General features: G+C 67.2%; 28 protein-coding genes. 15 read left to right on the top strand and 13 right to left on the bottom strand.

What is annotated here, in order from left to right:
* Positions 1-67: 67 nt before the first annotated feature.
* Genes ACEN9H_RS15185 through ACEN9H_RS15170 form a run of 4 tightly spaced genes read right to left on the bottom strand, consistent with a single transcriptional unit; the run spans position 68 to position 2,823 of the window.
* Positions 68-343: a BolA family protein gene (locus tag ACEN9H_RS15185; RefSeq protein WP_036229424.1), complete on the bottom strand. Its 276-nt coding sequence runs from the start codon at positions 341-343 to the stop codon at positions 68-70.
* Complete coding sequence (locus tag ACEN9H_RS15180; protein WP_056129630.1) at positions 340-993, bottom strand: septation protein A; 654 nt, start codon at positions 991-993, stop codon at positions 340-342. The genes ACEN9H_RS15185 and ACEN9H_RS15180 overlap by 4 nt, the downstream gene beginning before the upstream one ends.
* Positions 994-1,011: 18 nt before the next feature.
* Positions 1,012-1,407: a peptide-methionine (R)-S-oxide reductase MsrB gene (gene msrB, locus ACEN9H_RS15175; protein ID WP_371771736.1), complete on the bottom strand. Its 396-nt coding sequence runs from the start codon at positions 1,405-1,407 to the stop codon at positions 1,012-1,014.
* Between the two features lie 21 nt (positions 1,408-1,428).
* Complete coding sequence (locus tag ACEN9H_RS15170) at positions 1,429-2,823, bottom strand: protein adenylyltransferase SelO (protein ID WP_413675428.1); 1,395 nt, start codon at positions 2,821-2,823, stop codon at positions 1,429-1,431.
* A 286-nt stretch (positions 2,824-3,109) separates the two neighbouring features.
* Here ACEN9H_RS15170 and ACEN9H_RS15165 point away from each other — a divergent pair, with 286 nt between their 5' ends.
* Positions 3,110-4,762 carry a 3-(methylthio)propionyl-CoA ligase gene (locus ACEN9H_RS15165; protein ID WP_413675427.1) on the top strand — a complete coding sequence of 551 codons (1,653 nt, stop codon included), beginning with the start codon at positions 3,110-3,112 and terminating at the stop codon, positions 4,760-4,762.
* A 63-nt stretch (positions 4,763-4,825) separates the two neighbouring features.
* Complete coding sequence (locus tag ACEN9H_RS15160) at positions 4,826-6,913, top strand: 3-hydroxyacyl-CoA dehydrogenase NAD-binding domain-containing protein (RefSeq protein ID WP_413675426.1); 2,088 nt, start codon at positions 4,826-4,828, stop codon at positions 6,911-6,913.
* Here ACEN9H_RS15160 and ACEN9H_RS15155 read toward each other — a convergent pair.
* Positions 6,903-7,571, bottom strand: coding sequence for a hypothetical protein (locus ACEN9H_RS15155; RefSeq protein ID WP_413675425.1), 669 nt, complete (start codon positions 7,569-7,571; stop codon positions 6,903-6,905). The two genes, ACEN9H_RS15160 and ACEN9H_RS15155, sit on opposite strands and share 11 nt — an antisense overlap.
* Positions 7,572-7,710: 139 nt before the next feature.
* On the opposite strand from ACEN9H_RS15155, the gene ACEN9H_RS15150 reads away from it, so the two are divergent.
* From ACEN9H_RS15150 to ACEN9H_RS15140, 3 genes are read left to right on the top strand one after another with little or no spacing between them, the layout of a single operon-like run.
* Positions 7,711-8,241, top strand: a complete 531-nt coding sequence (locus ACEN9H_RS15150; RefSeq protein ID WP_413675424.1) for a TetR/AcrR family transcriptional regulator — start codon at positions 7,711-7,713, stop codon at positions 8,239-8,241.
* Between the two features lie 36 nt (positions 8,242-8,277).
* The gene (locus tag ACEN9H_RS15145) at positions 8,278-9,489 is read left to right on the top strand and encodes an MFS transporter (RefSeq protein ID WP_056129647.1); all 1,212 of its coding nucleotides are present in this window, start codon (positions 8,278-8,280) and stop codon (positions 9,487-9,489) included.
* 22 nt (positions 9,490-9,511) lie between these two features.
* A complete protein-coding gene (locus tag ACEN9H_RS15140) occupies positions 9,512-10,108 on the top strand; it encodes an XAC2610-related protein (protein WP_413675423.1) in 597 nt (198 codons plus the stop codon).
* A gap of 18 nt (positions 10,109-10,126) precedes the next feature.
* Here the strand turns inward: ACEN9H_RS15140 and ACEN9H_RS15135 are convergent, their stop codons facing one another.
* From ACEN9H_RS15135 to ACEN9H_RS15125, 3 genes are all read right to left on the bottom strand, one after another.
* Positions 10,127-11,176, bottom strand: a complete 1,050-nt coding sequence (locus tag ACEN9H_RS15135) for a glycoside hydrolase family 5 protein (RefSeq protein ID WP_413675422.1) — start codon at positions 11,174-11,176, stop codon at positions 10,127-10,129.
* Positions 11,177-11,555: 379 nt separating this feature from the next.
* Positions 11,556-13,256, bottom strand: coding sequence for an MFS transporter (locus ACEN9H_RS15130; RefSeq protein WP_413675421.1), 1,701 nt, complete (start codon positions 13,254-13,256; stop codon positions 11,556-11,558).
* Between the two features lie 96 nt (positions 13,257-13,352).
* Positions 13,353-14,420, bottom strand: coding sequence for a tyrosine-type recombinase/integrase (locus tag ACEN9H_RS15125; RefSeq protein WP_413675420.1), 1,068 nt, complete (start codon positions 14,418-14,420; stop codon positions 13,353-13,355).
* 124 nt (positions 14,421-14,544) lie between these two features.
* On the opposite strand from ACEN9H_RS15125, the gene ACEN9H_RS15120 reads away from it, so the two are divergent.
* From ACEN9H_RS15120 to ACEN9H_RS15110, 3 genes are all read left to right on the top strand, one after another.
* Positions 14,545-14,745 (top strand): DUF1737 domain-containing protein, encoded by a 201-nt coding sequence (locus ACEN9H_RS15120; RefSeq protein ID WP_413675419.1) that lies wholly within the window; start codon positions 14,545-14,547, stop codon positions 14,743-14,745.
* A 208-nt stretch (positions 14,746-14,953) separates the two neighbouring features.
* Positions 14,954-15,256, top strand: a complete 303-nt coding sequence (locus tag ACEN9H_RS15115; RefSeq protein ID WP_413675418.1) for a Dabb family protein — start codon at positions 14,954-14,956, stop codon at positions 15,254-15,256.
* Positions 15,257-15,287: 31 nt separating this feature from the next.
* A complete protein-coding gene (locus ACEN9H_RS15110) occupies positions 15,288-16,208 on the top strand; it encodes an SDR family oxidoreductase (RefSeq protein ID WP_413675417.1) in 921 nt (306 codons plus the stop codon).
* On the opposite strand, the gene ACEN9H_RS15105 is transcribed toward ACEN9H_RS15110, so the two are convergent.
* The 5 genes from ACEN9H_RS15105 to ACEN9H_RS15085 form a co-directional block, all read right to left on the bottom strand.
* On the bottom strand, positions 16,187-17,155 hold the full coding sequence (locus ACEN9H_RS15105) for an amidohydrolase family protein (protein WP_413675416.1): 969 nt from the start codon (positions 17,153-17,155) through the stop codon (positions 16,187-16,189). The two genes, ACEN9H_RS15110 and ACEN9H_RS15105, sit on opposite strands and share 22 nt — an antisense overlap.
* Before the next feature lie 12 nt (positions 17,156-17,167).
* Positions 17,168-19,006, bottom strand: coding sequence for a cellulose binding domain-containing protein (locus ACEN9H_RS15100; protein ID WP_413675415.1), 1,839 nt, complete (start codon positions 19,004-19,006; stop codon positions 17,168-17,170).
* An 83-nt stretch (positions 19,007-19,089) separates the two neighbouring features.
* Positions 19,090-19,848 carry an NRDE family protein gene (locus ACEN9H_RS15095; protein ID WP_413675414.1) on the bottom strand — a complete coding sequence of 253 codons (759 nt, stop codon included), beginning with the start codon at positions 19,846-19,848 and terminating at the stop codon, positions 19,090-19,092.
* Entirely contained in the window at positions 19,839-20,117 is a 279-nt protein-coding gene (locus tag ACEN9H_RS15090) for a DUF4936 family protein (RefSeq protein WP_413675413.1), read from the bottom strand. Before ACEN9H_RS15090 ends, ACEN9H_RS15095 begins: the two co-directional genes overlap by 10 nt.
* A gap of 5 nt (positions 20,118-20,122) precedes the next feature.
* A complete protein-coding gene (locus ACEN9H_RS15085) occupies positions 20,123-21,181 on the bottom strand; it encodes a YgfZ/GcvT domain-containing protein (RefSeq protein WP_413675412.1) in 1,059 nt (352 codons plus the stop codon).
* A gap of 104 nt (positions 21,182-21,285) precedes the next feature.
* Here ACEN9H_RS15085 and mltG point away from each other — a divergent pair, with 104 nt between their 5' ends.
* The 7 genes from mltG (at position 21,286) to ACEN9H_RS15050 (ending at position 26,436) form a co-directional block, all read left to right on the top strand.
* The gene (mltG, locus tag ACEN9H_RS15080; RefSeq protein WP_413675411.1) at positions 21,286-22,287 is read left to right on the top strand and encodes an endolytic transglycosylase MltG; all 1,002 of its coding nucleotides are present in this window, start codon (positions 21,286-21,288) and stop codon (positions 22,285-22,287) included.
* A gap of 15 nt (positions 22,288-22,302) precedes the next feature.
* Positions 22,303-22,929, top strand: a complete 627-nt coding sequence (tmk, locus tag ACEN9H_RS15075; protein WP_056129675.1) for a dTMP kinase — start codon at positions 22,303-22,305, stop codon at positions 22,927-22,929.
* Positions 22,930-22,931: 2 nt separating this feature from the next.
* The gene (locus ACEN9H_RS15070; RefSeq protein ID WP_413675410.1) at positions 22,932-23,954 is read left to right on the top strand and encodes a DNA polymerase III subunit delta'; all 1,023 of its coding nucleotides are present in this window, start codon (positions 22,932-22,934) and stop codon (positions 23,952-23,954) included.
* Positions 23,955-23,967: 13 nt separating this feature from the next.
* Positions 23,968-24,369: a PilZ domain-containing protein gene (locus ACEN9H_RS15065; protein WP_056129679.1), complete on the top strand. Its 402-nt coding sequence runs from the start codon at positions 23,968-23,970 to the stop codon at positions 24,367-24,369.
* 14 nt (positions 24,370-24,383) lie between these two features.
* Positions 24,384-24,902 carry a GNAT family N-acetyltransferase gene (locus ACEN9H_RS15060; RefSeq protein WP_371766981.1) on the top strand — a complete coding sequence of 173 codons (519 nt, stop codon included), beginning with the start codon at positions 24,384-24,386 and terminating at the stop codon, positions 24,900-24,902.
* A gap of 98 nt (positions 24,903-25,000) precedes the next feature.
* Positions 25,001-25,783: a TatD family hydrolase gene (locus ACEN9H_RS15055; protein WP_056129685.1), complete on the top strand. Its 783-nt coding sequence runs from the start codon at positions 25,001-25,003 to the stop codon at positions 25,781-25,783.
* 2 nt (positions 25,784-25,785) lie between these two features.
* On the top strand, positions 25,786-26,436 hold the full coding sequence (locus ACEN9H_RS15050) for an ankyrin repeat domain-containing protein (RefSeq protein WP_413675409.1): 651 nt from the start codon (positions 25,786-25,788) through the stop codon (positions 26,434-26,436).

Raw genomic sequence — 26,436 nt, 5'->3', positions numbered from 1 at the left:
TTGTAGTGCGTAGCGGATTCTGGATCGACTTACTTACATCTCACTTAAGACTTCCGAAAAACACGCGTCACGACTGCTCCGAAGGCGCGACGGCGGTAATCGCCAGGGCATGTATGTCGGTGTGCATCATACCTTGCACGGCATCATATACCAGTCGATGTCGCATGACCAGTCTCAGTCCCTCGAAGCGTTCGGAAACGATTTTCACTCGATAATGCCCACCGCCGGAGGCCGCGCCGGGGTGCCCTGCGTGCAGGTGCGAATCGTCGCCGACCTCCAGTACGGACGGGCTCAATGCGGCATCGAGCGACTGCCGGATGCGTTCCACGCGGTCATCCATCATGCGTCTCCCTTGCCCTGCGGCTGTTCGTGTTCTTCGATGTACTTCGACAGCATCAGGGTCTGGATGACGATGAACGCGAAGAAGATGCCCGTGATGCCGAACAGCTTGAAGTTCACCCACGCGCCCGTGTTGCCCTTGAAGACGATAAAGGCCATCACCAGGTTCAACACGCCGATGGCGGCGAAGAACCCCATCCATGCATAGCCGACCTTGGCCCAGACGGCGTCCGGCAGGCGGATCTGCGCCTCCATCACCTTGCGCATCAGGTTGTTGCGGAAGCCGACCTGCGCGACGAACAGCGCCAGCGCGAAGGCCCAGTACAGGATCGTCGGCTTCCACTTGATGAAGTCCGGATCGTGGAAATAAATGGTCGCGCCGCCCGTCACGACGATGACGCCGAGCGACAACCACAGCATGCCGTCCACCTTGCGGCCGCGCGCCAGCAGGTACAGGATCTGCAGGATGGTCGCGATGATGCCGACCGCGGAGGCCAGGATGATCGGCGACTGGTCGGGCGTGACGCTGCCGCCGGAGATCAGGGCGCCCATGTACTGCTGGACGAGCGCATGCGCCGCGTCCTGGTGGCCATCCGCGACCTTATAGACGAGGAAGAAGAGGATGACCGGGAACAGGTCGAACAGGAATTTCATCGGTACGTCGCCCCTGGTTCAGATCGGCTCGAAGCGGAGCGCGGCCGAGTTGATGCAATAGCGCAGGCCGGTCGGCGGCGGGCCGTCCGGGAATACGTGGCCCAGGTGGGCATCGCAGACGGCGCAGATGATTTCCGTGCGCACCATGCCATGAGTCCTGTCGACCTTCTCGATCACGTTGTCCGGATCGAGGGCCTTGAAATAGCTGGGCCAGCCGCAGCCGGATTCGAATTTTGCGTCCGATTCGAACAGCGGCGTGTCGCAGCACACGCAGTGGTAGATGCCGTGCTCATGGTGGTCCCAGTACTTGCCCGTGAACGCGCGCTCGGTCGCCGCGTGGCGGGTGACCTGGTATTCCATCGGGTCCAGCTGGGCGCGCCATTCGGCGTCGGTTTTCGTCACTTTGTCGGTCATGATCCCTCGTTTTTCATCGTTTCAGGAAGAGCAGCTCACCTCGAGGTGAGACGCCCAGTCCGGCGGCAGTGCCGCGTAGGCGTCGTTCCCGGGCTGTTCGTCGAACGGACGCTCGAGCACACCGAGCAGCCTGCGCACTTCGTCAAAGTCACCATTCTGCGCCTTTTCGATGGCCACCTGGGCCAGGTAGTTGCGCAGTACGTATTTGGGGTTGGCGGCGTGCATCGCAAGCCGGCGCTCGGCGTCGACACTGTCCTCCTGGCGCAGCCGCGTGCGGTACCCGGCGGCCCACGCGTCGAACGCGGGGCGGTCGAGGAACAGGTCGCGCAGCGGCGCATCCGCTTCGGGTTCGTCCAGCCGCAGGTCGCCCAGGCGGCGGAAGAACAGTGTGAAGTCGACGTGGTTCGCCTGCATGAGCTTGAACATGTCGTCGGCCAGCGCGCGGTCGTTCTCTTGCGTCGACTTGAGCCCGAGCTTGGCGTGCAGCAGTTGATCGAACTTTTCGCCGTAGGCGCCGACATACACGTCCAGGGCGGCCTGCGCCGCTTCCTGGTCCTCGATCAGCGGCAGCAGGGCGTTCGCCAGCGCATAGCAGTTCCAGTGGCCGACGGGCACCTGGTTCGCGTACGAATAGCGCCCGCCCTGGTCCGTGTGGTTGCAGATGTGGTCGACGTCGAACGCTTCCATGAAGCCGAACGGGCCATAGTCCAGCGTGAGGCCCAGGATCGACATATTGTCCGTGTTCATCACGCCATGCATGAAGCCGACGGATTGCCAGTGCGCGATCATCCGCGCCGTGCGGCGCGTGACTTCCTCGAGCAGGGCGAGATAGGGATTGGGGGCGCCGGCCAGGTCTGGATAGAACGTCTTGATGACGTAGTCGGCCAGGGTGCGCAGTTCTTCCGGCTTGTCGCGGTAGCGCCAGTGCTCGAAGGAACCGAAGCGCACGAACGACGGCGCCATGCGGGTGACGACGGCGGCCGTCTCCATCGTTTCGCGGATCACGCTCTTGTTCGAACCCGTCACCATCAGCGCGCGGGTCGTCGGAATGCCGAGGGCGGCCATCGCCTCCGAGCACAGGAATTCGCGGATCGACGAGCGCAGCACGGCGCGCCCGTCGCCCATGCGCGAGTACGGCGTCATGCCCGCGCCCTTCAGCTGGAGTTCCATGCGGCCCTCGGGGCCGTCGATGTCGCCCAGCAGGATCGCGCGGCCGTCGCCCAGCTGGCCGGCCCAGTGGCCGAACTGGTGGCCGGAATAGACGGCGGCCAGCGGCTGCGAGCGGGGCGGGACGTGGTTGCCCGTGAAGACGGCGACGATATCCTCGTGCGCGAGGTCGGCGGCGTCGAGCCCGACAAGCCGCGCAGCCGGCGCGCTGGCCGCGACAAAGTAGGGCGCGGGCAGGGGCGTCGGCATCAGGCGCGTATAAAACGCGGGCGGCAGTTCGGCAAAGGCATTGTCGAATGACAGATCGTCGGCGGTGCGGGTGCTGATAACGCTTCCTCGGGTTGAATGGTTCTTCGTGCGCGGATTTTACCGCACACGCGCGGATTCTATGGGCGCAAGACGTGCGCGGCCTATCCGGGTTACATTCCGTAACCGTTTGGTAATGTCACCTGCTGCGCTGCAGCATCGAATTTCGTTGACGTTTTCCGTACGAGCGTTCGAAACTCGACTTCCCACAAGCACCCCCGAGAGACCGATGACACCTGTTCCGTTGATGGGCCGGATGATGGACCAGCCCCTGTTAATCTCCAGCATCATCCGGTTCGCCGCGCGGCATTACGGCGGCAGCGAGATCGTCTCGCGCCGGGTCGAGGGCGACATGCACCGCTACACCGTGCGCGAGTGCGAAGCGCGGGCGCGGCGCGTGGCGAACGTCCTGCGGGCGCAGGGCATCGCGCCGGGCGAGCGCGTCGGCACGCTGGCGTGGAACGGCTACCGGCACCTGGAACTGTATTACGGTGTGTCCGGCTCGGGTGCCGTGCTGCACACGATCAATCCGCGCCTGCATCCCGAGCAGATCGCGTACATCGTCAACCACGCCGACGACCAGCTGCTGTTCTTCGACCTGACGTTCCTGCCGCTGGTGGCGGCGATCGCACCGCTGTGCCCGACGGTGAAGGCGTTCGTGCTGATGAGCGACCGGGCGCACATGCCGTCCGACGGCAGCATGCCGAACCTGCTGTGCTACGAAGACCTGCTCGCCGCGGCGGCGGAAGACTATGAATGGCCCGAACTCGACGAGCGTGCGGCTGCGTCGCTGTGCTATACGTCCGGCACGACCGGCAATCCGAAGGGGGCGCTGTATTCGCACCGGTCGACCGTGCTGCATGCGTACGCGTCCGCGATGCCCAACGCCCTGAACGTGGCCGGGCGCGACGTCGTGCTGCCCGTCGTGCCGATGTTCCATGTGAACGCGTGGGGCCTGCCGTATTCCGTGCTGCTGTCCGGCGCGAAGCTGGTGCTGCCCGGCGCGGCGCTGGACGGCAAGTCGCTGTACGACCTGTTCGAGGCCGAGGGCGTCACGTTCTCGGCGGGCGTGCCGACCGTCTGGCTCGGCCTGGTCAATTACGCGCTGCAGAACAGGCTCACGTTCTCGACGTTCCGCCGCACGGTCATCGGCGGCGCCGCGTGCCCGCCCGCGCTGATGGACACCCTGATCGACCACTTCGGCATCGAGGTCATCCACGCCTGGGGCATGACGGAGATGTCGCCGCTCGGCACGACGTGCGGCCTGCTGGCGCGGCACCGCGACCTGCCCGTCGCCGGGCAGCGCGCCGTGTTGCGCAAGCAGGGCCACGCCATCTTCGGCGTCGACATGAAGATCGTCGACGACGCCGGCAACGAGCTGTCCTGGGACGGGCTTACCTTCGGTCACCTGCTGGTCAAGGGGCCGTGGATCATCTCCCGTTATTTCCGCGACGAGGGCGGCGACGCGTTGCAGGACGGCTGGTTCCCGACCGGCGACGTGGCGACCATCGACGCGGACGGCTACATGCAGATCACGGACCGCAGCAAGGACGTGATCAAGTCCGGCGGCGAGTGGATCGGATCGATCGACCTCGAGAACATCGCGATGGCGCACCCGGCCGTGCTGCAGGCCGCGTGCATCGGCGTGCGGCATCCGAAGTGGGACGAGCGGCCCGTGCTCGTCGTCGTGCGGCGGCCGGAAGCCGAGGTGACGAGCGCGGAGCTGCTGCGGTTCTTCGATGGGAAGGTCGCGAAATTCTGGATGCCGGACGACGTGCTGTTCGTGGAGTCCCTGCCGACCGGGGCGACCGGCAAGATCCAGAAGAACCGCTTGCGCGAGCAGTTCCGCGACTACCGCCTGCCCGGCGCGTGCCAAAAATAACACGACCGTTCTTTTAACGGTTATATTGTCGCCACCGACAATCACACCCATGCAAGGAGACCCATGAGCGCCGACTACCAGGTCATCGACGACGTCGCCGTCATCACGCTGAACAACCCGCCCGTCAATGGCCTCGGCCTCGCGACGCGCACCGCCGCCGTCGAAGGCCTCGATCGCGCCGCGCGGGATCCGGCCGTCAAGGCCATCGTCATCACCGGCGCCGGCAAGGCGTTTTCGGGCGGTGCCGACATCCGCGAGTTCAACTCGCCCAAGGCGCTCACGGAACCGACTCTGCACACGCTGATCCGTACGGTCGAGAATTCGGTGAAGCCCGTCGTCGCCGCGATCCACACGGTGTGCATGGGCGGCGGCCTGGAACTGGCGCTGGGCGCCAACTACCGCGTGGCGCTGCCGGGTGCGCAGATCGCGCTGCCGGAAGTGAAGCTGGGCCTGCTGCCGGGCGCCGGCGGGACGCAGCGCCTGCCGCGCGTGCTGGGCCTGGAGACGGCGCTGGACATGATCGTGACGGGCACGCCGGTGCTGTCCGACAAGCTGGCCGGCACCTTGCTGTTCGACGAATTGCTGCCGGCCGGCTCCGACCTCGTCGCGGGCGCGGTCGCGTTCGCGCGCCGCGTCGCCGACGTGCGGCCGCTGCCGAAGGTGCGCGACCGCCAGGTCGGCCATCCGGATGCGGCAGGCTTCCTGGCCGCCGCGCGGGCCCGCGTAAAAGTGGCGGCGGGGCCGTTCCCGGCGCCCGTCGAATGCGTGGAGACCGTCGCGGCGTCCGTCGAAAAGCCATTCGAAGAGGGCCTGAAATTCGAGCGCGAGCGCTTCATCCATCTCACGCAGACGACGGAATCGAAGGCGCTGCGCCATGCGTTCTTTGCGGAGCGCGCGGCGAGCAAGGTGCCGGATGTCCCGGCCGACACGCCCGTCCGCGCGATCCGCAGCGCGGCCGTCGTCGGCGCCGGCACGATGGGCGGCGGCATCGCGATGAATTTCGCGAACGCCGGCATTCCCGTGACGATCCTCGAGACGAAGCAGGAAGCGCTCGACAAGGGCCTGGCCACCATCCGCATGAATTACGAGAACACGGTCAGGAAGGGCAAGCTGGCGGCGGACAAGGCCGGGGAGCGCGTGGGTCTCATCCGTGGCACGCTGGATTTCGCCGACATCGCCCAGGCGGACATCGTCATCGAAGCCGTGTTCGAAGACATGGACGTGAAGGCGTCCGTGTTCCGCCAGCTGGATGCGGCGATGAAGCCGGGCGCCATCCTCGCGTCGAACACGTCTACCCTGGACCTGAACCGCATCGCCGCGTTCACGGCGCGCCCGCAGGACGTCATCGGCCTGCACTTCTTCAGCCCCGCCAACGTGATGAAGCTGCTGGAAATCGTGCGCGGCGCGGCGACCGGCAAGGACGTGCTGGCGACCGCGCTGGCGCTGGCGAAGAAGATCAGGAAGACGGGCGTCGTCGCCGGCGTGTGCGACGGCTTCATCGGCAACCGCATGGTCGAGCAGTACATCCGCCAGGCCGGCTTCCTGCTGGACGAAGGCGCGCTGCCGCAGCAGGTCGACGCGGCCATCGAGGCCTTCGGCTTCGCGATGGGGCCGTTCCGCATGGGCGACCTGGCCGGCAACGACGTCGGCTGGTACATCCGCAAGCGCCGCGCCGTGGAGTCGCCGGACGTGAAATATTCGAAGACGGCCGACCTGCTGTGCGAACAGGGCCGCTTCGGCCAGAAGACGGGCGCCGGCTGGTACGACTACCAGGCGGGCGACCGCACGCCGCGGCCATCGCCGTGGGTCGACGACATGATCGTGCGACACTCGCACGACCTGGGCATCGCGCGTCGCGTCATCTCCGACGAGGAGATCGTCGAGCGCCTCGTGTACGCGCTGGTCAACGAGGGCGCGCGGATCCTGGAAGAGGGCATCGCCCTCCGGGCATCCGACATCGACATGGTCTACCTGTCCGGCTACGGCTTCCCGCTGTTCCGCGGCGGTCCGATGTTTTATGCGGACACCGTCGGCCTGCCGACCGTGCTGGCGGCCGTCGAGAAGTATGCGCGCGGCTACCACGGCGAGGCGTGGACGCCGGCGCCCCTGCTCGTCCGCCTGGCGGGCGAGGGCAAGACCTTCAACGGCTGACACGCCATAACGTCAGCGCGGCGCCCGCGTACCACAGCGCCTGCACGCCAGTCAGCAGCATCAGCGAATGCGGGTGCATGTGCAGGCCGCTCGCGGCCGCGAGCGCCGTGCCCAGGCCCGCCGGCAGCGCCAGCGCGGCCAGCAGCGTGCAGTTGCCGTCTGCTGCGCGCGGGCTGGCCCACGACAGGCAGCACATGCCTGCGCCCATGCCGATCAGGCCCGCCTTGGTCAGCACCTGGATCGCGATGGCGATCAGCGCGAACACCGCGACCGTGGCGTCGTGCGGCCAGCCCTGCTCGATGGCGACCCTGGCGAGTCTCGATGTGATGAAGCCGTCGCCCAGCATCGCGCCGCCGACGGCCGCGCAGCCCAGCGCATGGCAGGCGACGCCGAACACGATGGCGGGACGGCGCGGGCCGAGCGTCTGCGCCAGCGCGATCACGCCGTACAGCAGGAAACCGCAGGCGACGAACAGGGCGCCGTGCACACGTGCGGCGCGGTCGCCCAGGCGCACGAGCGCGGCCAGCGTGTCGGCGTAGCCCGTGCCGTGCGCGACGACCGGATGGTGGAAGAGGAGGGCGACCATCGCGGCGCCCGCGAAGGCGAGGGCCCAGGCGGCGGGCGGGATGGAACGGGGCGTGCGGTCGGCTGCTATCATGGCGGTCCTTTCGGTCGAAAACCATATTGGACCAGCGGCGGGCGTCGCGTTGGCGGATGGTGTGGCCGCGCCGTCCGTTAGTGGACGAAACCGCCTGGATGTCCGGTTACGCCCGCTGATGTCCGCTCATGGAGATGCGATGGAAGAAGTCGTGCAAGACCGGCGCCGGCAGCGCACGCGCAAGGCGGCCGTGGGGGCGTTCATCGAACTGCTGATGGCCGAGGGCTATGACGCCGTCGCGATGACGGCGGTGGCCGAGCGCGCCGATCTCGGCCGCTCCACCTTGTACGAACATTTCCGTACGAAGGACGACCTGCTGGCCGCGTCGATGGACTGGCCGCTGCGCGTGCTGGCGGCCGATCCGCCCGATCCGGCGGCCCTGCTGGCGCTGATCGAACACGTGCGCGAACGGTCCGGCGCGGTGCGCGTGCTGCTGGAACAGCCGCTGCGCTCGCGCATCGCGCGCCTGCTGGCGGCGCGGATCTTGCCCGGGTTGCGTGCCCGCGGCGTGGTGGGGCCGCGCGCGGACGTGCGCGCGCTCGCGTGCGCGGAAGGCCAATTCGCGGCGCTCGCACTGTGGATGCAGGGCAGCGGCGTGCCGGCGCCAGTGCTCGCCGAGGAACTCGCGCGCTTGTCCGCCGCCGCGGCCACGCCGGGCCAATGCCCCTGATGCGCTCAGGGTGCGCGCCGTGCTAGGCTGTCCGCCATGAAGAACGCTCTCCTGATCGCGACCGCCTGCCTGCTCGGACTGTTGTCCACGACCGGCGCGTCGCTGCCTTATCCCATCCTGCCGCCGCTGTTCGTGAACGGCGCGCCGGACAGCCTGACGCACTTCCTCGGCCTGCCGCCGAAGCTGCTGTTCGCGCTGGCGCTGATGGTCAACCCGATCGGCCTGCTGCTGGGCACCGCGGTGCTCGGGTCGCTGTCCGACCGCTACGGCCGCCGGCCGCTGCTGCTCGTGACGGCCGTCGGTGCCGCCATCGGGCACGTGCTGACGGCGTGGGCGCTGGCGAGCCGCTCCTATCCGCTGTTTCTCGTCGCCCGCTTCGGCACGGGCTTGCTGGAGGGCCATAGCGCGATCGTGCGCGCGATGCTCGCGGACCGCCTGCAGGGCCCGTTGCGCAATCACGCGCTGTCGTGGCTGAACGGCGCGCTGCACCTGGGCTGGCTCGTCGGGCCGCTGCTGGCCGGGTTCACGATCGCGTGGGGCCTCACGATCCCGTTCTACATCGCCGCGGGCGCGCTGCTGCTGGGCGCGGCGCTGGTCGGCTTCGCGCTGGAACGCAAGCCGCGCGCGGCCGGGCCGTCGTGGTGGAGCGTCGCGCGCGAACGCCACGCGTTCAACCTGCTGCGCCACGACGGCCTGCGCGCGCTGTTCGGCGTGCAGCTCGCGTACACGTGCGGCGTGACGGCGTTCTACGAGTTCTATCCGCTGTGGCTCGTCGAGGTGGGTCATTACGACACGCGCGCGATCGCCCTCGTCAACGTCGGCATGTGCGGCCTGATGACGTGTTCCGCGCTGTTCGCCGGCCGCGCCAGCCGCACCGAACCGATGCGCCGCGCGGCGTGGCTGGCCGCGTGCGTGGCGCTGGCCATCGGCTCGCTCGGCGTGGGCCACCTGTGGGTGGGCCTTGTGGGCATCATGGCGTTCGGGCTCCCGCATGCGTTCTACAACGCCGTCGTGCAGGCGTGGGCCGCGGACCGCTTCGGCGGCGGCCACGGACAGGGCGCCGTCATGGGGCTGCTGTCGACGACGTTCTGCCTCGCGAACATCCTGATGGCGGCGGCGGGCGCCGTGCTGACGCTCGTCGACACGCGGCTCGTGCTGCTGACGGGCGCGATCCTGACGGCGTGGGCGGCGAACCGGATGCGGGCGTGGGGCAGCGGCGCGATGGCCGGGCTGCCGCCGGCCGCGTAAACGATTCTCGATGGAGGGCTGGTTGAAGAAAACGATCCTTCTGCTGGGGTGTCTTGTTCCCTTGGTCGCCCTGGCGGCCGGTCGAGGTTGCGGCGCGCAGGTCGCGTTCCGCTGGGTGCCGAAGGATGCGGACGCGCGGTCCGCGGGCAGCGTCCACGTCGTCGACGCGCGCTCGTCACGGACCGTGCAGGTGCTCGACGGGGTGACGAACCACTACGGCGACGACGGGCTGTTCGCGCAGGACCTGGACAACGACGGTTGTCCGGACCTCGTCGTGACGAGCGACGTCGCACCCATCGGCAATACCAGCAGCACGGTCTACCTCTACGATCGCGTGCGCGGACGCTTCGTGTTCAACGAGGCGCTGTCGGCGATCGGCAATATCAGCGTCGACGGCCGCGATCCGGGCTGCGTGACGGGCGACTGGAAAGGCGGGGCGGAAGATGTCGGCGGCGAGCGCTATTGCTGGCGCAAGGGGCGGCTCGTCAAGACGAACGGATACAGCGTGCGGCCACTGTACGACAGGGACACCGGCGCGTTCTCGTGTTACGAGCACGTCGACACGACGTACGCGGGCGGCAGGAAACGCGTGCGCAGGAATTGCACGAAGCGATTCTGATGTCGCCCGCCTGCGGGATCAGCGCGTCGCCGGCACCAGCGCCTTCAGGATCGGCTTCACGAATTCGTTCTTCTTGAAGTCGTACAGCACGAAGTCGCTGGAGAACTGCCAGTAGCCCCACGCGAAGCCATATTTCTCGGCCGTGCGCGCGACGGTCGCCGTCCACAGCACGCGGTCGTCCATCGCGGCCTTGTCGTAGGCGCCGAATTCGCCGAGGAAGACAGGGCGGCCGCTCGCATCGCTCCATGCTTTCACGGCCGCGAAATCCTTGTCGATCTGCGCGATCTCGGCCGGCTTGCCGAAGCGGATGCCCGTCGTCGAGCGGATCGGTTCATCGGCCCACGACGCGCCCTGGTGCGTGAACGGGAACGGGTCGTAGTAGTGGAACGTGGCGATGAGGTGTTTGTCGGCGGCCGGCAGCGCCAGATCCTTCAGCGTGTCGCGGCTGTTCCAGCGCACGCCGCCGATGATGACGTTGCGCGTGGGGTTCGTCTTGCGCATGATGGCCAGCACCTGCGGGAAGCTGGCGTTCCACGTGGCCGCGTCGAACTGGCCGTGCGGCTCGTTGAGCAGTTCGAAGACGACCGTGTTCGGCTCGTTGCGGTAGCGCTCCGCCAGCTGGCTCCAGACGGCCTTCAGCTTCGGCATGCAGGCGGCGACGTCCTTCGAGCAGTCGTCGAAATCGTGTTCGTCGACGATCACGTTGAGGCCGTGCTTCGTGGCCGTGGCGACGACCCAGTCGAGGCGGTTCAGCCATTTCGGATCGAGGCGGTTCTGCGCGTCGAGGGCGCGGAACGCGAACAGCACGACGCGCACGGTCGAGAACCCGGCCGCCTTGATCTTCGCGAAGTGCTCCTCCTTGTAATTGCCCCTGGCGCCGTCCTGCCAGAACGGATCGTAGCCGATGACGTTGACCCCGCGGCCCAGTTGCCGGACCTGGTCGTGCGCCGAGATCTCCTTAAACTGCGACGTGGCGGGCGGCGGGTTGGGGGCGGGATCGTCGGCAAGCGCGCCGTGCGCGACAAAGGCGAGCGTGACGGCGGCGGCGAGGCGCGGCAGCTTGAGCATGAAGAGTCTCCATCGTTATCGTTGTGTTCGACGATGGTAGCGCTATCTCAGCCACCTGCCAAGCGTGCGACAACGAGACATTCAAATTCGGGGTCAGAGCACATTTTTCGGCAAATTCGGGGTCAGAGCACTTTTCTGGGCTAGAGCACCGAAGCAAGATCGATGTCGACGTCGAGAGAGATCTCCTGGAGCTGTCGAGGAGGCTGGTCCCGCCGATTTGCGCATTGAGACATTGTTCGGAAATGTGCTCTGACCCCGAATCCTGGCGAAAATGTGCTCTGACCCCGAATTGGTTTTGCCCCCGAATTGGTTTGCGTGACGCGTGACGAATAAGCCGCCATTGCTGGCGGCTTTTTCAGGCGGTGCGATGGCAGTACGGTCAATCGGCCGCGTAGATGTTGTTGTCTTTCGTCTCGCGCACGAACAAGGTGCCGATGACGACGGTCGCGACGGCGATCACGATCGGGTACCACAGGCCGTAATAGATGTTGCCGTTCGCCGCGACGAGCGCGAAGGCGGTGGTCGGCAGCAGGCCGCCGAACCAGCCGTTGCCGATATGGTAGGGCAGCGACATCGACGTGTAGCGGATGCGCGTCGGGAACATCTCGACGAGCATCGCGGCCACGGGGCCGTACACCATCGTCACGTACAGGACCAGCACGAACAGCAGCAGCACGATCATCGGCCTGTTGATCTGCGTGGGGTCGGCCTTGGCGGGATAGCCGGCGGCCTTGATGGCGGCGCCCAGGTCCTTCTTCAGCGCGGCCTCGCGGTCCTTGCTGGCCTGGTCGAAGTTCAGGCCGTCCGCGGTCATCGTCGCGTTGAACGACGGGTAGACCTTGTCGCCGACCTTGACGCTGGCGATGGTGCCGGCCGGCGCATCCTGGCGCGTGTAGCTGACGGAAGCCGCCGTCAGCTGCGCGGTGGCGATGTCGCACGACGACGGGAATTTCTTCGTGCCCGTGGCGTTGAACTGGAAGTGGCAGGAGGCCGGATCGGCCACCACGACGACGGGCGAGTTGTTCAGCGCCGTCTCCAGCGCCGGGTTGCCGTAGTGCGTGAGGCCCTTGAAGATCGGGAAGTACGTCAGCGCGGCGATCAGGCAGCCGGCCATGATGATCGTCTTGCGGCCGATGCGGTCGGACAGCGAGCCGAAAAAGATGAAGAACGGCGTCGCCAGCGCGAGCGCGATCGCGATCAGGATGTTGGCCGTCGCGTCGTCGATCTTCAGCGTCTTGGTGAGGAAGAACAGCGCGTAGAACTGGCCCGTGTACCAGACGACGGCCTGGCCCATCACGACGCCCAGCAACGCGACCAGCGCGATCTTCCCGTTCTTCCAGGTGAGGAACGCTTCGCTCAGCGGCGCCTTCGACGTGCGGCCCTCGGCCTTCATGCGCGCGAACGCGGGCGACTCGCTCATCGACATGCGGATCCACACCGAGACGGCGAGCAGCAGCACGGAGACGAGGAACGGGATGCGCCAGCCCCACGCGTCGAAGGCGGCGGTGTCCATGCCGGCACGCACGCCGGTGATCACGAGCAGCGACAGGAACAGGCCGAGCGTGGCCGTCGTCTGGATCCACGACGTGAAGAAGCCCCGGCGTCCGTCGGGCGCGTGTTCGGCGACGTACGTGGCCGCGCCGCCGTATTCGCCGCCCAGCGCGAGGCCTTGCAGGATCCGCAGCGTGACGAGGACGACGGGCGCCACGATGCCGATCGACGCATAGCCGGGCAGCAGGCCGACGATGAACGTGGAGCCGCCCATGATCATGATCGTGACGAGGAAGGTGTACTTACGGCCGATCATGTCGCCGAGGCGCCCGAACACGAGCGCGCCGAACGGGCGCACGATGAAGCCGGCCGCGAAGGCGAGCAGCGCGAAGATGAACGAGGTGGTCGGATCGCCGATGAAGAACTGCTTGGCGATCACGGTCGCCAGCGAACCATACAGGTAAAAGTCGTACCATTCGAAGACGGTGCCGAGCGAGGAGGCGAAGATGACCTTGCGCTCTTCCTTCGTGATCCCAACGCCGGACGGCGTGGATTTGCCGCCCGCGGCCATGCCGGGGTTGATTGCCATTGTGGTCTCCAGTCGTGTTTATTGTGTGCGCCGCCCGATGGCGCGGGCAGCCTGCTGACTGTGCGCCGGGAAGCTTACGGCACGCTTGCTGGAAACTTACGCGGGGCTTACAGATGGATCGGGTGCGTCGGGATCGTCCGGCGAGGCGTCGCCCGGCGAAGCGTCGCCCGGCGAGTCGTCGCCCGGCGCCTCATGCAGCCGCGCGTACTTGTACGCTTCCGTCGACCGCTCCAGCGCCAGGCCCAGCGCCGTCGTCAGCTCGCTGCGCGACATGCCCTGTTCGAGCTGCTGGACGGCGAAGCTGTTGCGCAGGGTGCGCCCGCCTGCGCGCGACACCGCAATGCCGGCCCGTTCGAACGTCGCGCGCGTCTGCCGGTAGACGGTCGCCTTGTGCAGCGGCTCGCCTTCCAGGTTCGCGGGGAAGACCAGGTCACCCGGAATCTCGAGCTCAGCCCGTTCCTTCAGCCATGCCGTCAGCTCGGCGACCCCGGCCTGCGGCAGCGTCGTCGTGTGCTCGTAGCTCGTGCGGTGCTTCGCTTCCGGGGTGATGTCGAGCGTGATGGCGCCGTCGATGTCCGGCTGGCGGCCCACTTCGTCCAGCAGCAGGCCGATGGCTTCCGCCACGCGCAGGCCGGCGAGCGCCATCACGACCTGCATCGCGCGGTCGCGCCGGCGCTTCCAGCCGGCGTGGCCCCCCAAGTCTTCCGTGCGGCCGGCGGGGAGGGCGGCCAGGAAGCGCTGCAAGTCGTCCGCGCTCAACGCCGTCATCGGGGCGTCCTCTGCGAGGTGGGCGCGGTCCGTCGCGATGATGGCCTGGCGGGCCGGGTTCGGCGCGCGGTCCAGGTAATCGAAGCAGCGCTCCAGCAGGCGCAGGTAGCGGTAGGCGATCTTGCTGTTGAGGTCGCGCCGGCCGTCCTTCGACAGTTCGATGAAGCGGCGCAGGTCGGCCGCGTTCACGGTCGACATCCTGAGACCGCGTTCGAGCATCCACGCGGCGAACTTGCCGAACATGAATCGGTAGATCGCGGCGGATTCCTTCGACACGGGCAGCGGCACGTCGCGCTGGCGGCTGGACGTGAGGACGAACTCGGGCGTGACGACGAAGGCGGCGAAGGCCTCGACGGGACGCTTGTCCCAGTCGGCAAGGGCAGGTGGATGGCTCATGGTTCCATCATACTGCAACTAACCGACTTGTGGCGCAGGTAGAGGGCCTGCGGCCAGCAAGACTGTAGTTTCGGCAATATACTCGACGATCTTTACATCAACGCACATCGCACGGGAGCTCACCATGTCCGACCATCCGCCCGAAGGTCTTCCAGCGTACCGTATCCTCACCGGCCCGGACGACGCCACGTTTTGCCGCCGCGTGAGCGCGGCCCTCGAGCAGGGCTATGTGCTGTACGGCTCGCCCGCCGCGACCTTCAACGGCGAATCCGTCATCGTGGCACAGGCCGTCATCTGGCCCGGCACGCGGTCCTCGATCGCGTAAGCCTCGGCCGCCCGGCAGCCGCCCGGCGACCACTGGCGCCGGACTCCGTTCCGGTATTCTGCAACTAACCGACAGGCGGCTCACCAAAACCCAACCCCGCCACCAGCGGACGAGGGCAGGCGCGCCTTATCGCTCTTATAATGAGGGCGCGGCATCCTCGGAACGGGACGTCGCGACAGTCAAAAACCGTACGCTACCAAGGAAATCCATGCTCAAGCACATCGTCATGTGGAAATTGAAAGACCACGCCGAAGGCGCCGACCGCGCCACCAACGCCATCGACATGAAGCGCCGCCTGGACGAATGCGCCAGCATCGTCCCGGGCCAGATCAAGTTCGAGGTCGTCATCGCCCAGCCCGGCCTGGAAGCCACGTACGACGTCGTGCTGTATTCCGAGTTCGAGGACAAGGCCGCACTCGACGCCTACATCAAGCATCCGGTGCACCAGGCGGTGGTGCCGTTCATTGGCGCGATCCGTGAAGGGCGCCAGTGTATGGATTACGAAGTCTGACGTGTGAAGTAACGACGACGGGGAGGGCCCCATGGAGAATTTTGCGGGACGGGTGGCCGTCATCACGGGCGCCGGCAGCGGACTCGGACGCGAGTTCGCTAACGAGGTGGCCCGGCTGGGCATGAAGCTGGTCCTGGCCGACGTCGATGCGCATGCGCTCGAACAGGCGACCGACGCGCTGCAAGCCGGCGGCGCCGACGTGCTGGCGATGGTGTGCGACGTGCGCAAGGCTGCGCACGTCGAAGAGCTGGCCGATGCGGCGATGATCCGCTACGGCGGGGTGCACCTGTTGTTCAACAATGCCGGCGTCGGCACGGCGGGCCTGATCTGGGAATACACGGAAGCCGACTGGGAATGGGTGCTGGGCGTGAACCTGTGGGGTGTGATCCATGGCGTGCGCGTGTTCACGCCGCTGATGCTCGACGCCGCGCGCCGCGATCCCGGCTACGAGGGCCATATCGTGAACACGGCGTCGATGGCGGGCCTGCTCGTGCCGCCCGTGATGGGCCCGTACAATGTGTCGAAGCACGCCGTCGTCGCGCTGTCGGAGACGCTGTACCACGACCTGCGCCTTGTCGATGCGGCAATTGACGTGTCGGTCCTGTGCCCGTATTTCGTGCCGACGGCAATCGCGCACTCGGCGCGGCACCGTCCCGGCGAACTCCGTCACGACGGGCCGCCGACGTCCAGCCAGCAGGCGGGTCAGGCGCTGCTGGAACAGGCCGTCGCGTCGGGCAAGACGACTGCGGCGGACGTGGCCCGCATCACGTTCGACGGCATCCGTCGCGGCGATTTCTATATCTTCACGCATCCGCAGGCGCTGCAGGGCGTGGCCCAGCGCACGGACGCCATCATGCACGGCCAGCCGCCGGCCGATCCCTACGCGGCCACGCCGCAATTCACGCGCATGCTGAAGGCCGCCATGAAGGGTCAAGGCGGCTCGGGAAAGTAGGGCGGCACGTTCGCGGCGATGTGCGCGAATTCCGCTGGCGACAGCGGCAGTTTCCGGAACGCGGCCCACGACTCGCGCGGCCGCAGGTTGGCGCCCTGCGCCGAGTCCGTCCCGTACAGCACGCGCCCGACGCCGACCTGGCGGATCAGTTTCACCACCAGTGCCGCCGTCTCCGGCCTGATGTCGCGGTCGACGATCGAGGCGACGTCGAACCAGAGGTTGTTCGCATGCGGGTCGTGGTTCTCGACGGCGTCCGCCAGCACGGCCATCGCGGCTTGCGCGGGCGGATCGTCGTAGCCCGGACCGGATCCGGCGAAATGGGCGACCTGCACGACGACGTCCGGCGCGGCCGGCAGCACCTGGTCGAGGAAGATGCGCGCCTGCGCCGCGCCATACGGCCGCTTCTTGCCGATGTTGGCGCGCAGGTGGATGACGATGGCCATCCCGTGCGCGTTCGCGGCCGCGAACACCTGGCGCAGCCGTGCGACGTGGGCCGGATCATCGAGCTGCACGTCCGAATTCCCGATGTGAAGCTTGATGCCGTGGTCCAGGCCCGGTGTGTTCGCGCACCGCTCGAGTTCCGCCAGCGCGTACTCCTTCAAGGGATTGAAACTGCAAAACGCGATCAGACGGCCCGGATAGCGGGCCGCCTGCGCGGCCGTCCAGTCGTTCTCCATCCGCACCTTCGCCAGCTCGTCGTCGACCTTGCGGGACGGGCTGCCGGCCATGTACGCGATGGACAGCAGCACGGCCCGCCTGATGCCGGCCGCGTCGAGCAGCGGGACCAGCTGGTCCGCATCGAGCGGCACCAACCCGGCCGACGGGCCGATCATGGCGATTTCGGCCGCGCTGAACACGTGCTGGTGGTAGTCCCCGGCGGGGATGGTCTGGGCGTGCGCCGCACTTGCGAAAAACAGCGCGGCGGCGAGGGCGCGGATGGCGTTCATCCGGCCAGTGTATCAGCGACTGGCGCAGAACCCCGCATCGTCATTGGTGCCGCCGGCTGCCAGGTCCCGGTTCCAATCGGGGCCGGACAGGTGCATCGTCGTGCCGTCCATCGTGTACCTGCCGTTCCACAGCCCGGAGAGCGTGCCCTGGACGTTGGCCACGTCGACGGTCCAGCCGGCCACCTTGACGGCGCTGTTGTTCGTGACGGCGACCTTGGCGCAGTAGCCGCTCGTCCAGTCGGCGGTGATCACGAGTCGCGCGGTGAGGGCGCCGGCGGGCGGCGGCGGGGGCGGCTCGGCCGGCGTGGCCGGACGCGCCGCGCACAGGCCCACCTGCGTCGACTGGCCCGGACGCAGCTTGCGGTCGTAGGCCGGCCCCTGCAGGCCGAGGACGCCATTCTCCAGCGTGTACTGCGCGTTCCACAGCGACGTCAGCTTGTCCTTGAACGGCAGTGTCGTGCTCCAGTAGCCGGCCGTCGCGCCGACATTCGTCACCGTCAAGGTCCCGCAATAACCGGTACCCCAGTCGTTCGATGCATCCAGCCGGGTCTCGAGGTCCAGCGGCGGCGGGGGCGGCAGCGGATTCGGGTACGGGCCGGGCTCTGTCGCCGTCGGGTCGAGGAACGCCTGTTTCACGGCGGTGAGCAGCGGATTGTCGACGCCGTCCGTCGTGCCGTAGTTGACCAGCCAGATGATCGTGCCGGCCGCGCCTTCGCCGTCGCGCGTCGATTGCGCCCACGCGCCTTTCGCGGCGATGGTCGCCGGTTCCTCGTAGCTGATGTAGCCGCTCGGCCAGTCGGGACGGCCCACGGGCGTGTAGCCGCCCGGGTAGACGCGGTAGCTCGTCTGCGTCGGCGCGTCCCAAGCGTAGATGCCCTTGTCCAGGTAGCCGTACTTGTGGAGCATCGTGTAGCTCCAGCGGTAGTCGAGCACCGACCACTTGCCGAGGTCGCCGTCCGTCTCCTGGTCCGGTCCCGTGTACGGCGGCGCGTAGTTCGCGCCGTAGAAGCCGATGCCCATGCCGAGCTTCGCGCGCGGTACGCCCGCATCGACATACGCCTGGATGGTGCCGGCGATGGAGACGGGACGGCTCGGCGTGTGCCCCGTCAGCGGCGAGAACGTGTTGCTGGCCCAGCCCTGGCCGAACCAGCCGACGCCGTAGCTCATGAAGTTGTACTGGTCGACGAGGCCCGCCATGCGCACGTCGTGCGGGGTCACCTTGTCGATGTTCGTGTTGATGTTCCCGGCGGGGTAAGTGATGATCACCGGGCGGTCCTGGTAGCGCGGGCGCGCGTTCGCCTCCTTGCGCAGGTCGATCACGAGGGCTTCCAGCAGCGCCGCCTCGTCGGGGTTCTTGCTGTCCAGGCCTTCCCAGTCGACGTCGATGCCGTCGTAGTCCTTCGCGACCATGTAGTCGACGAGGTTCTTCACGAACGCCGGCCGCACGGCGGGCGCGGTCGACGCGAGGAAGCCCGCGTTGTCGCCTTCGCCGCCCAGCATGATCAGCGCCTTGATGTTGGCCTGGTGCGCGCGTTTGACGAGGAATTCCTCGACCGTCCAGTCGTACGCGGCGCCGGGGCCCACGTCGCGGTTGTCGTGCGCGTTGCCCGCGCCAGGGACCACCTCGCCCGGCTGGCCGGACTTGCCTCCACCGGGCCCGATGCGGGCGAACACGAAGTGCGTCAGCGCCGTCATGTCGACGTGCTCGGGTTTCTGATAGTCGGCGTTGTCCCAGAAATAGCCGCCGTAGTAGCCGGTGACCCACTTCGGTTGCGTACCCGGGGTCGCGGCGAACGACGGCAGGGCCGCCATCAGCGTCAGCCCTGCCAGCACCTTGATTGCCTTGCGCATGCTCCACTCCTTGTTGTTACTGTAGAGCAACAAGGTTAGCAGTGCGCTGCGGAAATTCCTGCCCCCACCAGAGGGGCAATCACTCAGGCCGCGGCCTGGTCGCAAGGTTTCAGGATGCGTTCGTGCAGCTCCGGCTCGGCATCGCCGTACAGTTTCACGACCGTCGACGTGCGGGTGCCGTAACCCGGAATCTCGATGCAGACGGCGGACAGCTGCCGTTCCAGGTCGAGCGGAACGCCCGTGTCCGGGAGGCGCATGTCCGGTGCGCGCGTCGTATCGGCCAGCATCTCGAAATACGCTTCTTCCGGCGCGCCCTGCAGCAGCAGGCTGGCGAACGTCGCCTTCGTGCGCACGACCTTGGGCCACGGCGCATCGAGCAGTCCGTTCGACACGCCGTAGATGCCGGGTTCCAGCGGCTGGCCGTTGCGCGGGTCGTCGCCGGCGTGGTTCGAGAACCAGTACATGCCGTCGCGGTCGCCCAGGATCAGGTTGAAGCCGTTGTAGGCATCGGCATCCGGCGCGATGCGCGCGAGGTAGGCCGGCGCATCGTCGTCGCCCTTGAGGAAATCGGCGACGAGGGCGCCGCGCGTGGGCGCATCCGTGCGCCAGTCGCTGGGAGAGCGGATGTTCGTGAGGGCGGCGAATTTCGGGCCGCGCGGGCCATCCTTCGTCACGCCCATCCAGCTGCCGCCGCCGCGCAGGTCGCGGCCCGCGATGATGTTGGGCGCGTCCGGCCACGGGCCGGCCGGGGTGGCGGGACGATCATAGTATTCGTCGCGGTTGGCGCAGGCGACCAGCGGCAGGCCGGGGATCACGCGCCAGGCAAAAACGATCAGGCACATGTTGGGAGATCCGTAAAAATTTCGGCGCGGCGGGGGCCCTCGATGAGGCCTGCGAATCCGGCGCTGCGGGCCGCGGCGTCGAGCCGCGCGGGAAAGGCATCGTCCACGCCGGGGTAGACTTCCATCCAGGTCTGCAGGCCGTCGCGCACGTCGGGCCGGCGTTTCAGCTGCGCCGGCACACCGAAGCCGGCCTGCAGCGCGCGCACGCGCGGCGCGAGCGCCGCGGCGTCGGCTTCGCGCACCTTGTAATAGACGTACAGGTCGATCATGTGCGTCAAACGTCGAGTGCGTCGAGCGCGTACGGCAGCGGCAGGAAATCCAGCGTCGTGCCGCCGGCGGACCCGTGCCGCACCTCGCCGTCCAGCGCCGCGAGCTTGATCTCGACGAGGACGTCGGCCCCGCCCGCGCCGTTCGGCGCCGCGTTGACGATCATGCCGGACGGCTGGTCCGGGTCGGCGACGGAGAAGACTTCGTCGCCCGGACGCGCGGCCGCATTGGCGAGCGTGGCCAGCGCCATGCGGCGTTTCAGCTTGCCGAGGTACTGGCTGCGGGCGACGATTTCCTGGCCCGGATAGCAGCCCTTCTTGAAATTGACGCCGCCGAGCAGTTCGTAATTGACCATCTGCGGCACGAACTGTTCCTGCGTGCCGGGGCCGATCTGCGGCACGCCGGCGTGGATCGCCGCCAGTTGCCAGGCCGCGTTGCCGCCCAGCGCGAGCGTGTCCTTCCACGCGGCCAGCGCCGCAATGGCGGCATCCGCCGTCGTCAGCCACAGGTAGCGCGGCTGGCCTAATGCATCGGCGAGGCGGATCACGGTGCCGGCCTCGCCGTCGACTTTCGCGTACGGTGCGTCGGGCAGGGTGCCGGCGCGGGCGCGGAGCGCGTCGGCCGCGGCTGCGCCGCCCAGGCCGAGGACGGCCGCGTTACGCGCCTCGTCGGTGGCGTCGCGCAGCTTCGCTTTCGCGCGCAGCACGAACATCGTCAGGCGCTTCTGCAGCGGCGCCTGGATGGCGCGCGGCAGCTGCAGATAAATGCTTTCTGCATCGCGCCACATCAGGAACGTCGCCTGCAGGCGGCCCTTCGGCGTGCAATAGCCGGCGAGGCGCGCTTCGGACGGGCCGAGGTGTTCGACGTCGTTGGTCAGCTGGTTGTGCAGGAAGCTCGCGGCGTCTTCGCCGGACACTCCCATGAGCCCGAGGTCGGTGACGGGGGCGGCGAAGCCCTGTTCGAGGTCGGCGGTGGCGAGTACGCGGCCGAAATCCTCGACCTGCGTCGGGCTGTCGGGTTGAAAGCGGGCGCCCAGGGTGGCGAGATGTTCGATCCAATGGTTCATGACACGAATTATTTCCGGTTTGGCTGTATCGGCTTTATGATTACGGCCTCATTATAAGTTCGCCTTCGAAAATGCGCCGACGACGGCAAAAAACCAGGTCCAGCATGCCATTCATAAAAAAACTCATCGTCACGGGCGTCATCGTGGCCGTCGGTGCCGGCGCCGGCTTCCAGTGGTGGAGCAGGCAGCCGATCACGCCGGGAAACGCGGCCGTCATCCCGTTCGCCATCGCGCAGGGCAGCCACGTGGCCGGCGCCGCGCAGCAGATGGCGACGGCCGGCGTGCCCGTCAACCCGTTCCTGTTCGGCGTGCTGGCGCGGATCACGGGCAAGGCGGGCCAGATCAAGGCCGGTAGCTACGAGCTGAAGCCGGATACGTCGCCGCGCCGTCTGCTCACCCAGCTCGTGCGCGGCGAGTTCGCGCAGGAATCGCTGACGATCATCGAAGGCTGGACGTTTCGCCAGATGCGGCAAGCCATCGACGCGGCCCCGAACCTGAAGCACGAGACGGCGAAGCTGTCCGACCAGGAATTGCTGGCGAAGATCGCCCCGGACTACAAGGCGCCGGAGGGCCTGTTCTTCCCCGATACGTACCTGTTCGCGAAGAACGCGAGCGACCTGTCGATCTACAAGCAGGCGCACGAGATGATGATGAAGCGCCTGAAGGCCGCGTGGGAAAAACGCGACCCGGGCCTGCCGTACACGGAGCCGTACCAGGCGCTGATCATGGCGTCGCTGGTGGAAAAGGAAACGGGCCAGAAGAGCGAACGCGCGATGATCGCGGGCGTCTTCGTGAACCGCCTGAAGGCGGGCATGCTGCTGCAGACCGACCCCACCGTCATCTACGGCATGGGCGAGAAATACGACGGCAAGATCCGCAAGAAGGACCTCGAGACCGACACCCCGTACAATACCTATACGCGCGCCGGCCTGCCGCCGACGCCGATCGCGCTGCCGGGCGTGCAATCGCTGGCCGCCGCGACGGCGCCGGCGAAGACGGAAGCCTTGTATTTCGTGTCGCGCGGCGATGGTACGAGCCACTTCTCGGTCAACCTGAACGAGCACAACAAGGCCGTGAACCAGTACCAGCGCAACCAGTCACAGTAATCACGAATGAATGTCATGAATCAAACCGATGCCACCCGCGGGCGTTTCATCACCTTCGAAGGCATCGACGGCGCCGGCAAGTCGACGCACATCGGCTACGTCACCTCGCTGCTGAAAGGCGCAGGCAAGCGGGTCGTCTCGACGCGCGAGCCGGGCGGCACGCCGCTCGGCGAAAAACTGCGCGACCTCGTGCTGCACGAGAAAATGCACCTCGAGACGGAAGCCCTCATCATGTTCGCCAGCCGGCGCGAGCACGTCGCGCAAGTCGTCGAACCGGCGATCGCGCGCGGCGACTGGGTGCTGTCCGACCGCTTCACGGATGCCAGCTTCGCCTACCAGGGCGGCGGGCGCGGTCTCGATCGCGCCAAGCTCGAGGCGCTGGAGCAGTGGGTGCATCCGCACTTGCAGCCTGACCTCACCCTGCTGTTCGACGTTCCGCTGGATGTCGCCAAGGCCCGCCTGTCGGCCTCGCGCACGCTCGACAAGTTCGAGATGGAGCAGGCCGATTTCTTTGCGCGGGTGCGGGGCGAATACCTGCGCCGCGCGGCGGCGTCGAATGGACGCATCGTCGTCATCGATTCGACGAAGACGATCGCTGAAGTGCGCGCCGCGCTGCAGGCCGCGCTGGAGACCTGGCTGTGAGCATGTACCCCTGGCAAGAAGACGCATGGACGCGGCTGCAGGCGATGCGCGTGCGGCTGCCGCATGCGATCCTGTTCCATGGCCCGGCCGGCATCGGCAAGTCCGATTTCATCGAGGCGTTCGCCCAGGCGCTGCTGTGCGAAAACATGAGGCCGGACGGCCACGCGTGCGGCACATGCGCGTCGTGCGGCTGGTTTGTCCAGGGCAACCATCCCGACTACCGCCGCGTGCGGCCGGAAGCGATGGAAGACGAAGCGCCGTCCGCGGAGGGCGACGAGGCGCCGGCCGAAGAGAAAAAGGCCAAGTCGAAGACGGCGTCGAAAGAGATCAAGATCGAGCAGGTGCGTGCGCTGGCCGATTTCATGAACATCTCGACGCACCGCCAGGGCCTGCGCGTTGTCGTGCTGTACCCGGCCGAGGCCCTGAACATGCCGGCGTCGAACGCCCTGCTGAAGACGCTCGAGGAACCGCCGCCGGGCACCGTGTTCCTGCTGGCATCGAACGGGCTGGACCGGCTGCTGCCGACGATCCTGTCGCGCTGCCGCAAGTTCGCCTTGCCGATGCCGGATCACGCCCAGGCACTCGCATGGCTGGAAGCGCAGGGCGTCACCGATGCGGACGGGTGGCTGCGCGAGCAGGGCGGCGCACCGCTCGCGGCGCTGGCACAGGCCGAGACGGGAAGCCGCGAAGAGCTTGACGGCCTGCTGCAAGTGCTCGCGCAACCGAGCGTCGACGCCGCGTTGCGCAGTGCCGACAAATTGAGCAAGGCGCCGCTGGCAGCCCTCGTCGCGTGGCAGCAGCGGTGGCTGTATGACGTGTTTTCGTACAAGCTGTCCGGCGTGATCCGGTATTATCCGAGATATCAGCGGGAACTGGCGGCGCTGGCCGGACGGGTGCACGTCGCCCAGTTGATGCAGGCGATCAAGTCCACGAACGAGCGCCGCGCCGTGGCCGATCACCCCTTGTCGCCGAAGCTGTTTGTCGAAGACATGTTGCTCGATTACACTGCCCGCTGCGGTGTGTGATGAAAGGAAGATGATGAGCGTATCGCCGAACGGTCCGATCAGCGGCCTGCCCGCCGATCCGAACGCGCCCCAGCCGGCGCGGCCGTCCGTACTGTCGCTCGCCATCAAGGAAAAGGCCGCCCTGTATGCGGCCTATATGCCGTTCCTGAAGAATGGCGGCATGTTCGTGCCGACCAACAAGCCGTACAAGATCGGCGACGAGATCTACCTGATCCTGTCGCTGATGGACGATCCGAACAAATACCCGATCGCCGGCAAGGTCGCGTGGATCACGCCGGCCGGCGCGAACAACAACAAGGCGCAAGGCATCGGCGTGCACTTCCCGGCCGACGAGACCGGGCAGCGCGCCCGCCTACGCATCGAAGAAATCCTCGGCGCCGCGCTGCGTTCGTCGCGCGCTACCCATACCCTGTAACTTCCTGGTTCACCATGCCGTCCTACGTACACCGCCTCGCCCGCAGGGAAGACCTGCCCGTCATCGTCGACATCTACAACTCCACCATCGCCTCGCGCGAAGTCACGGCGGACACCGAACCCGTCACCGTGCAGTCGCGCGAAGGCTGGTTCGACGACCACACGCCGGAACGCCGGCCGCTGTGGGTGATCCACGACGCGGCCGATACGTCGGACGAGCCGGCCGTGATCGGCTGGTGCTCGTACTCGAATTTCTATGGCCGACCGGCGTACTCGGGCACGGCCGAGCTGTCGATTTATATTGCCGAAGCATGGCGCGGCAAGGGTGTCGGGCGTTACTGCCTGGAACAGGCGATGGCGTTCGCGCCCAATGTGAACGTGCATACCTTGCTGGGGTTCATCTTTGGCCACAATGTGCCGAGCCTGGCCCTGTTCCGCAAGTATGGGTTCGATACGTGGGCGCATTTTCCGCGCGTGGCGAACCTGGATGGCATCGAGCGGGACCTGATCATCCTCGGCAAACGGGTGGCCTGACATCGTCATTCCCGCGCACGCGGGAATCCATACCGAGCCACAGAATTCGGTGAGCATGGGTTCCCGCCTCCGCGGGAACGACGGGTTACAATATCGGGATGTATATCGATTCCCACTGCCACATCAATTTCCCGGAACTGGCCGCCAGGATGCCGGACATCCTGGCCAAGATGGCCGAGAACAAGGTCTCGCACGCGCTGTGCGTCTCCGTCGACCTGCCGGAGTTCCCCAGCGTGCTCGCGCTGGCCGAGCAATATCCGCACATTTATGCGTCCGTCGGGGTGCACCCCGATTACGAGGACACGCCCGAGCCGACCGTCGCCCGGCTCGTCGAGCTGGCCGACCACCCGAAGGTCATCGCGATCGGCGAAACCGGTCTCGATTATTACCGGCTGGAAGGCGACCTCGAATGGCAGCGCGAGCGTTTCCGCACGCACATCCGCGCGTCGCGCGAGACGCGCAAGCCGTTGATCATCCACACGCGTTCGGCCAGCGAAGACACGATCCGTATCATGCGCGAAGAAGGTGCTGGCACGGACAAGGGCGGTGTCGCGGGCGTCATGCACTGCTTCACGGAGTCGCTCGACGTGGCGCTGGCCGCCATCGAGATGGGTTTCTATATCTCGTTCTCCGGCATCGTGACGTTCAAGAGTGCGAAGGACCTGCAGGCGGTGGCGCAGGCGCTGCCGCTGGACCGCATCCTCATCGAGACGGATTCGCCTTACCTCGCCCCCGTGCCGTTCCGCGGCAAGATGAACGAGCCGGGCTATGTGGCGCACGTGGCGGAATATCTCGCCACGTTGAAGGACGTGCCGCTGCGCGAGATCGCCGACCGTACCACCGAGAATTTCTTCAACCTGTTCAAGACCGCGAGGACCTGACCGTGACCCTTCTTCGATCGATCCTGCTCGCCGCCGCGCTGGCGGCACCCGCCCTGGCGCTGGCCGACCAGACGAGCGACTTCTTCCGTGCCGTGCAGATGGACGATGCGCGCACGGTGCGCTCGCTAATGGGCAAGGTCGATCCGAACCGGGGCAACCCCGTCGGCGGCGAACCGCCCCTCGTGCTGGCGGTGCGCGAAGGCGCGATGCAGGTGTTCGACGCGCTGCTGCGCCACCCGGGCACGAACGTCGATGCGCCTGCGCTGAACGGCAACACGGCGCTGATGATGGCCGCGTACAAGCACAACAAGCCGGCCGCCGAAGCGCTGATTGCAAAAGGCGCCGCGGTCAACCGTCCGGGCTGGACGCCGCTGCACTACGCGGCCGCGAGCGGCGATGACGACATCGCGCGCCTGCTGCTCGCGCACGGCGCCCGCATCGATGCGCAATCGCCGCCGGCCAGCGGCAAGTTCACGCCGCTGATGATGGCGGCGCGCGAGGGCCACGAGGACACGGCCGTGTTCCTGCTCGGCCAGGGTGCCGATCCGGCACTGAAGAATGGCGAAGGCCTCACGGCGGCCGAGATCGCGCGCCGGGCCGATCACGCCTCCATCGCGGCGAAGCTCGACACCCAGGTCAAGCCTGCCCGCTGA

The organism is Massilia cellulosiltytica, assembly GCF_047325105.1.
Taxonomy (GTDB): Bacteria; Pseudomonadota; Gammaproteobacteria; order Burkholderiales; family Burkholderiaceae_D; genus Telluria; species Telluria orientalis.
This window is presented reverse-complemented; position numbering and strand designations above follow the sequence as displayed.

Coding starts and splice junctions, on each gene's coding strand:
- ACEN9H_RS15150 (WP_413675424.1), top strand. CDS start 7,711: ATGGAAGAAGTCGTGCAAGACCGGCGCCGGCAGCGCACGCGCAAGGCG.
- ACEN9H_RS15055 (WP_056129685.1), top strand. CDS start 25,001: ATGTATATCGATTCCCACTGCCACATCAATTTCCCGGAACTGGCCGCC.
- ACEN9H_RS15105 (WP_413675416.1), bottom strand. CDS start 17,155: ATGAACGCCATCCGCGCCCTCGCCGCCGCGCTGTTTTTCGCAAGTGCG.
- msrB (WP_371771736.1), bottom strand. CDS start 1,407: ATGACCGACAAAGTGACGAAAACCGACGCCGAATGGCGCGCCCAGCTG.
- ACEN9H_RS15115 (WP_413675418.1), top strand. CDS start 14,954: ATGCTCAAGCACATCGTCATGTGGAAATTGAAAGACCACGCCGAAGGC.
- ACEN9H_RS15095 (WP_413675414.1), bottom strand. CDS start 19,848: ATGTGCCTGATCGTTTTTGCCTGGCGCGTGATCCCCGGCCTGCCGCTG.
- tmk (WP_056129675.1), top strand. CDS start 22,303: ATGAATCAAACCGATGCCACCCGCGGGCGTTTCATCACCTTCGAAGGC.
- ACEN9H_RS15185 (WP_036229424.1), bottom strand. CDS start 343: ATGATGGATGACCGCGTGGAACGCATCCGGCAGTCGCTCGATGCCGCA.
- ACEN9H_RS15085 (WP_413675412.1), bottom strand. CDS start 21,181: ATGAACCATTGGATCGAACATCTCGCCACCCTGGGCGCCCGCTTTCAA.
- mltG (WP_413675411.1), top strand. CDS start 21,286: ATGCCATTCATAAAAAAACTCATCGTCACGGGCGTCATCGTGGCCGTC.
- ACEN9H_RS15165 (WP_413675427.1), top strand. CDS start 3,110: ATGACACCTGTTCCGTTGATGGGCCGGATGATGGACCAGCCCCTGTTA.
- ACEN9H_RS15180 (WP_056129630.1), bottom strand. CDS start 993: ATGAAATTCCTGTTCGACCTGTTCCCGGTCATCCTCTTCTTCCTCGTC.
- ACEN9H_RS15065 (WP_056129679.1), top strand. CDS start 23,968: ATGAGCGTATCGCCGAACGGTCCGATCAGCGGCCTGCCCGCCGATCCG.
- ACEN9H_RS15170 (WP_413675428.1), bottom strand. CDS start 2,823: ATGCCGACGCCCCTGCCCGCGCCCTACTTTGTCGCGGCCAGCGCGCCG.
- ACEN9H_RS15155 (WP_413675425.1), bottom strand. CDS start 7,571: ATGATAGCAGCCGACCGCACGCCCCGTTCCATCCCGCCCGCCGCCTGG.
- ACEN9H_RS15090 (WP_413675413.1), bottom strand. CDS start 20,117: ATGATCGACCTGTACGTCTATTACAAGGTGCGCGAAGCCGACGCCGCG.
- ACEN9H_RS15100 (WP_413675415.1), bottom strand. CDS start 19,006: ATGCGCAAGGCAATCAAGGTGCTGGCAGGGCTGACGCTGATGGCGGCC.
- ACEN9H_RS15070 (WP_413675410.1), top strand. CDS start 22,932: ATGTACCCCTGGCAAGAAGACGCATGGACGCGGCTGCAGGCGATGCGC.
- ACEN9H_RS15125 (WP_413675420.1), bottom strand. CDS start 14,420: ATGAGCCATCCACCTGCCCTTGCCGACTGGGACAAGCGTCCCGTCGAG.
- ACEN9H_RS15135 (WP_413675422.1), bottom strand. CDS start 11,176: ATGCTCAAGCTGCCGCGCCTCGCCGCCGCCGTCACGCTCGCCTTTGTC.
- ACEN9H_RS15110 (WP_413675417.1), top strand. CDS start 15,288: ATGGAGAATTTTGCGGGACGGGTGGCCGTCATCACGGGCGCCGGCAGC.
- ACEN9H_RS15060 (WP_371766981.1), top strand. CDS start 24,384: ATGCCGTCCTACGTACACCGCCTCGCCCGCAGGGAAGACCTGCCCGTC.
- ACEN9H_RS15145 (WP_056129647.1), top strand. CDS start 8,278: ATGAAGAACGCTCTCCTGATCGCGACCGCCTGCCTGCTCGGACTGTTG.
- ACEN9H_RS15160 (WP_413675426.1), top strand. CDS start 4,826: ATGAGCGCCGACTACCAGGTCATCGACGACGTCGCCGTCATCACGCTG.
- ACEN9H_RS15120 (WP_413675419.1), top strand. CDS start 14,545: ATGTCCGACCATCCGCCCGAAGGTCTTCCAGCGTACCGTATCCTCACC.
- ACEN9H_RS15130 (WP_413675421.1), bottom strand. CDS start 13,256: ATGGCAATCAACCCCGGCATGGCCGCGGGCGGCAAATCCACGCCGTCC.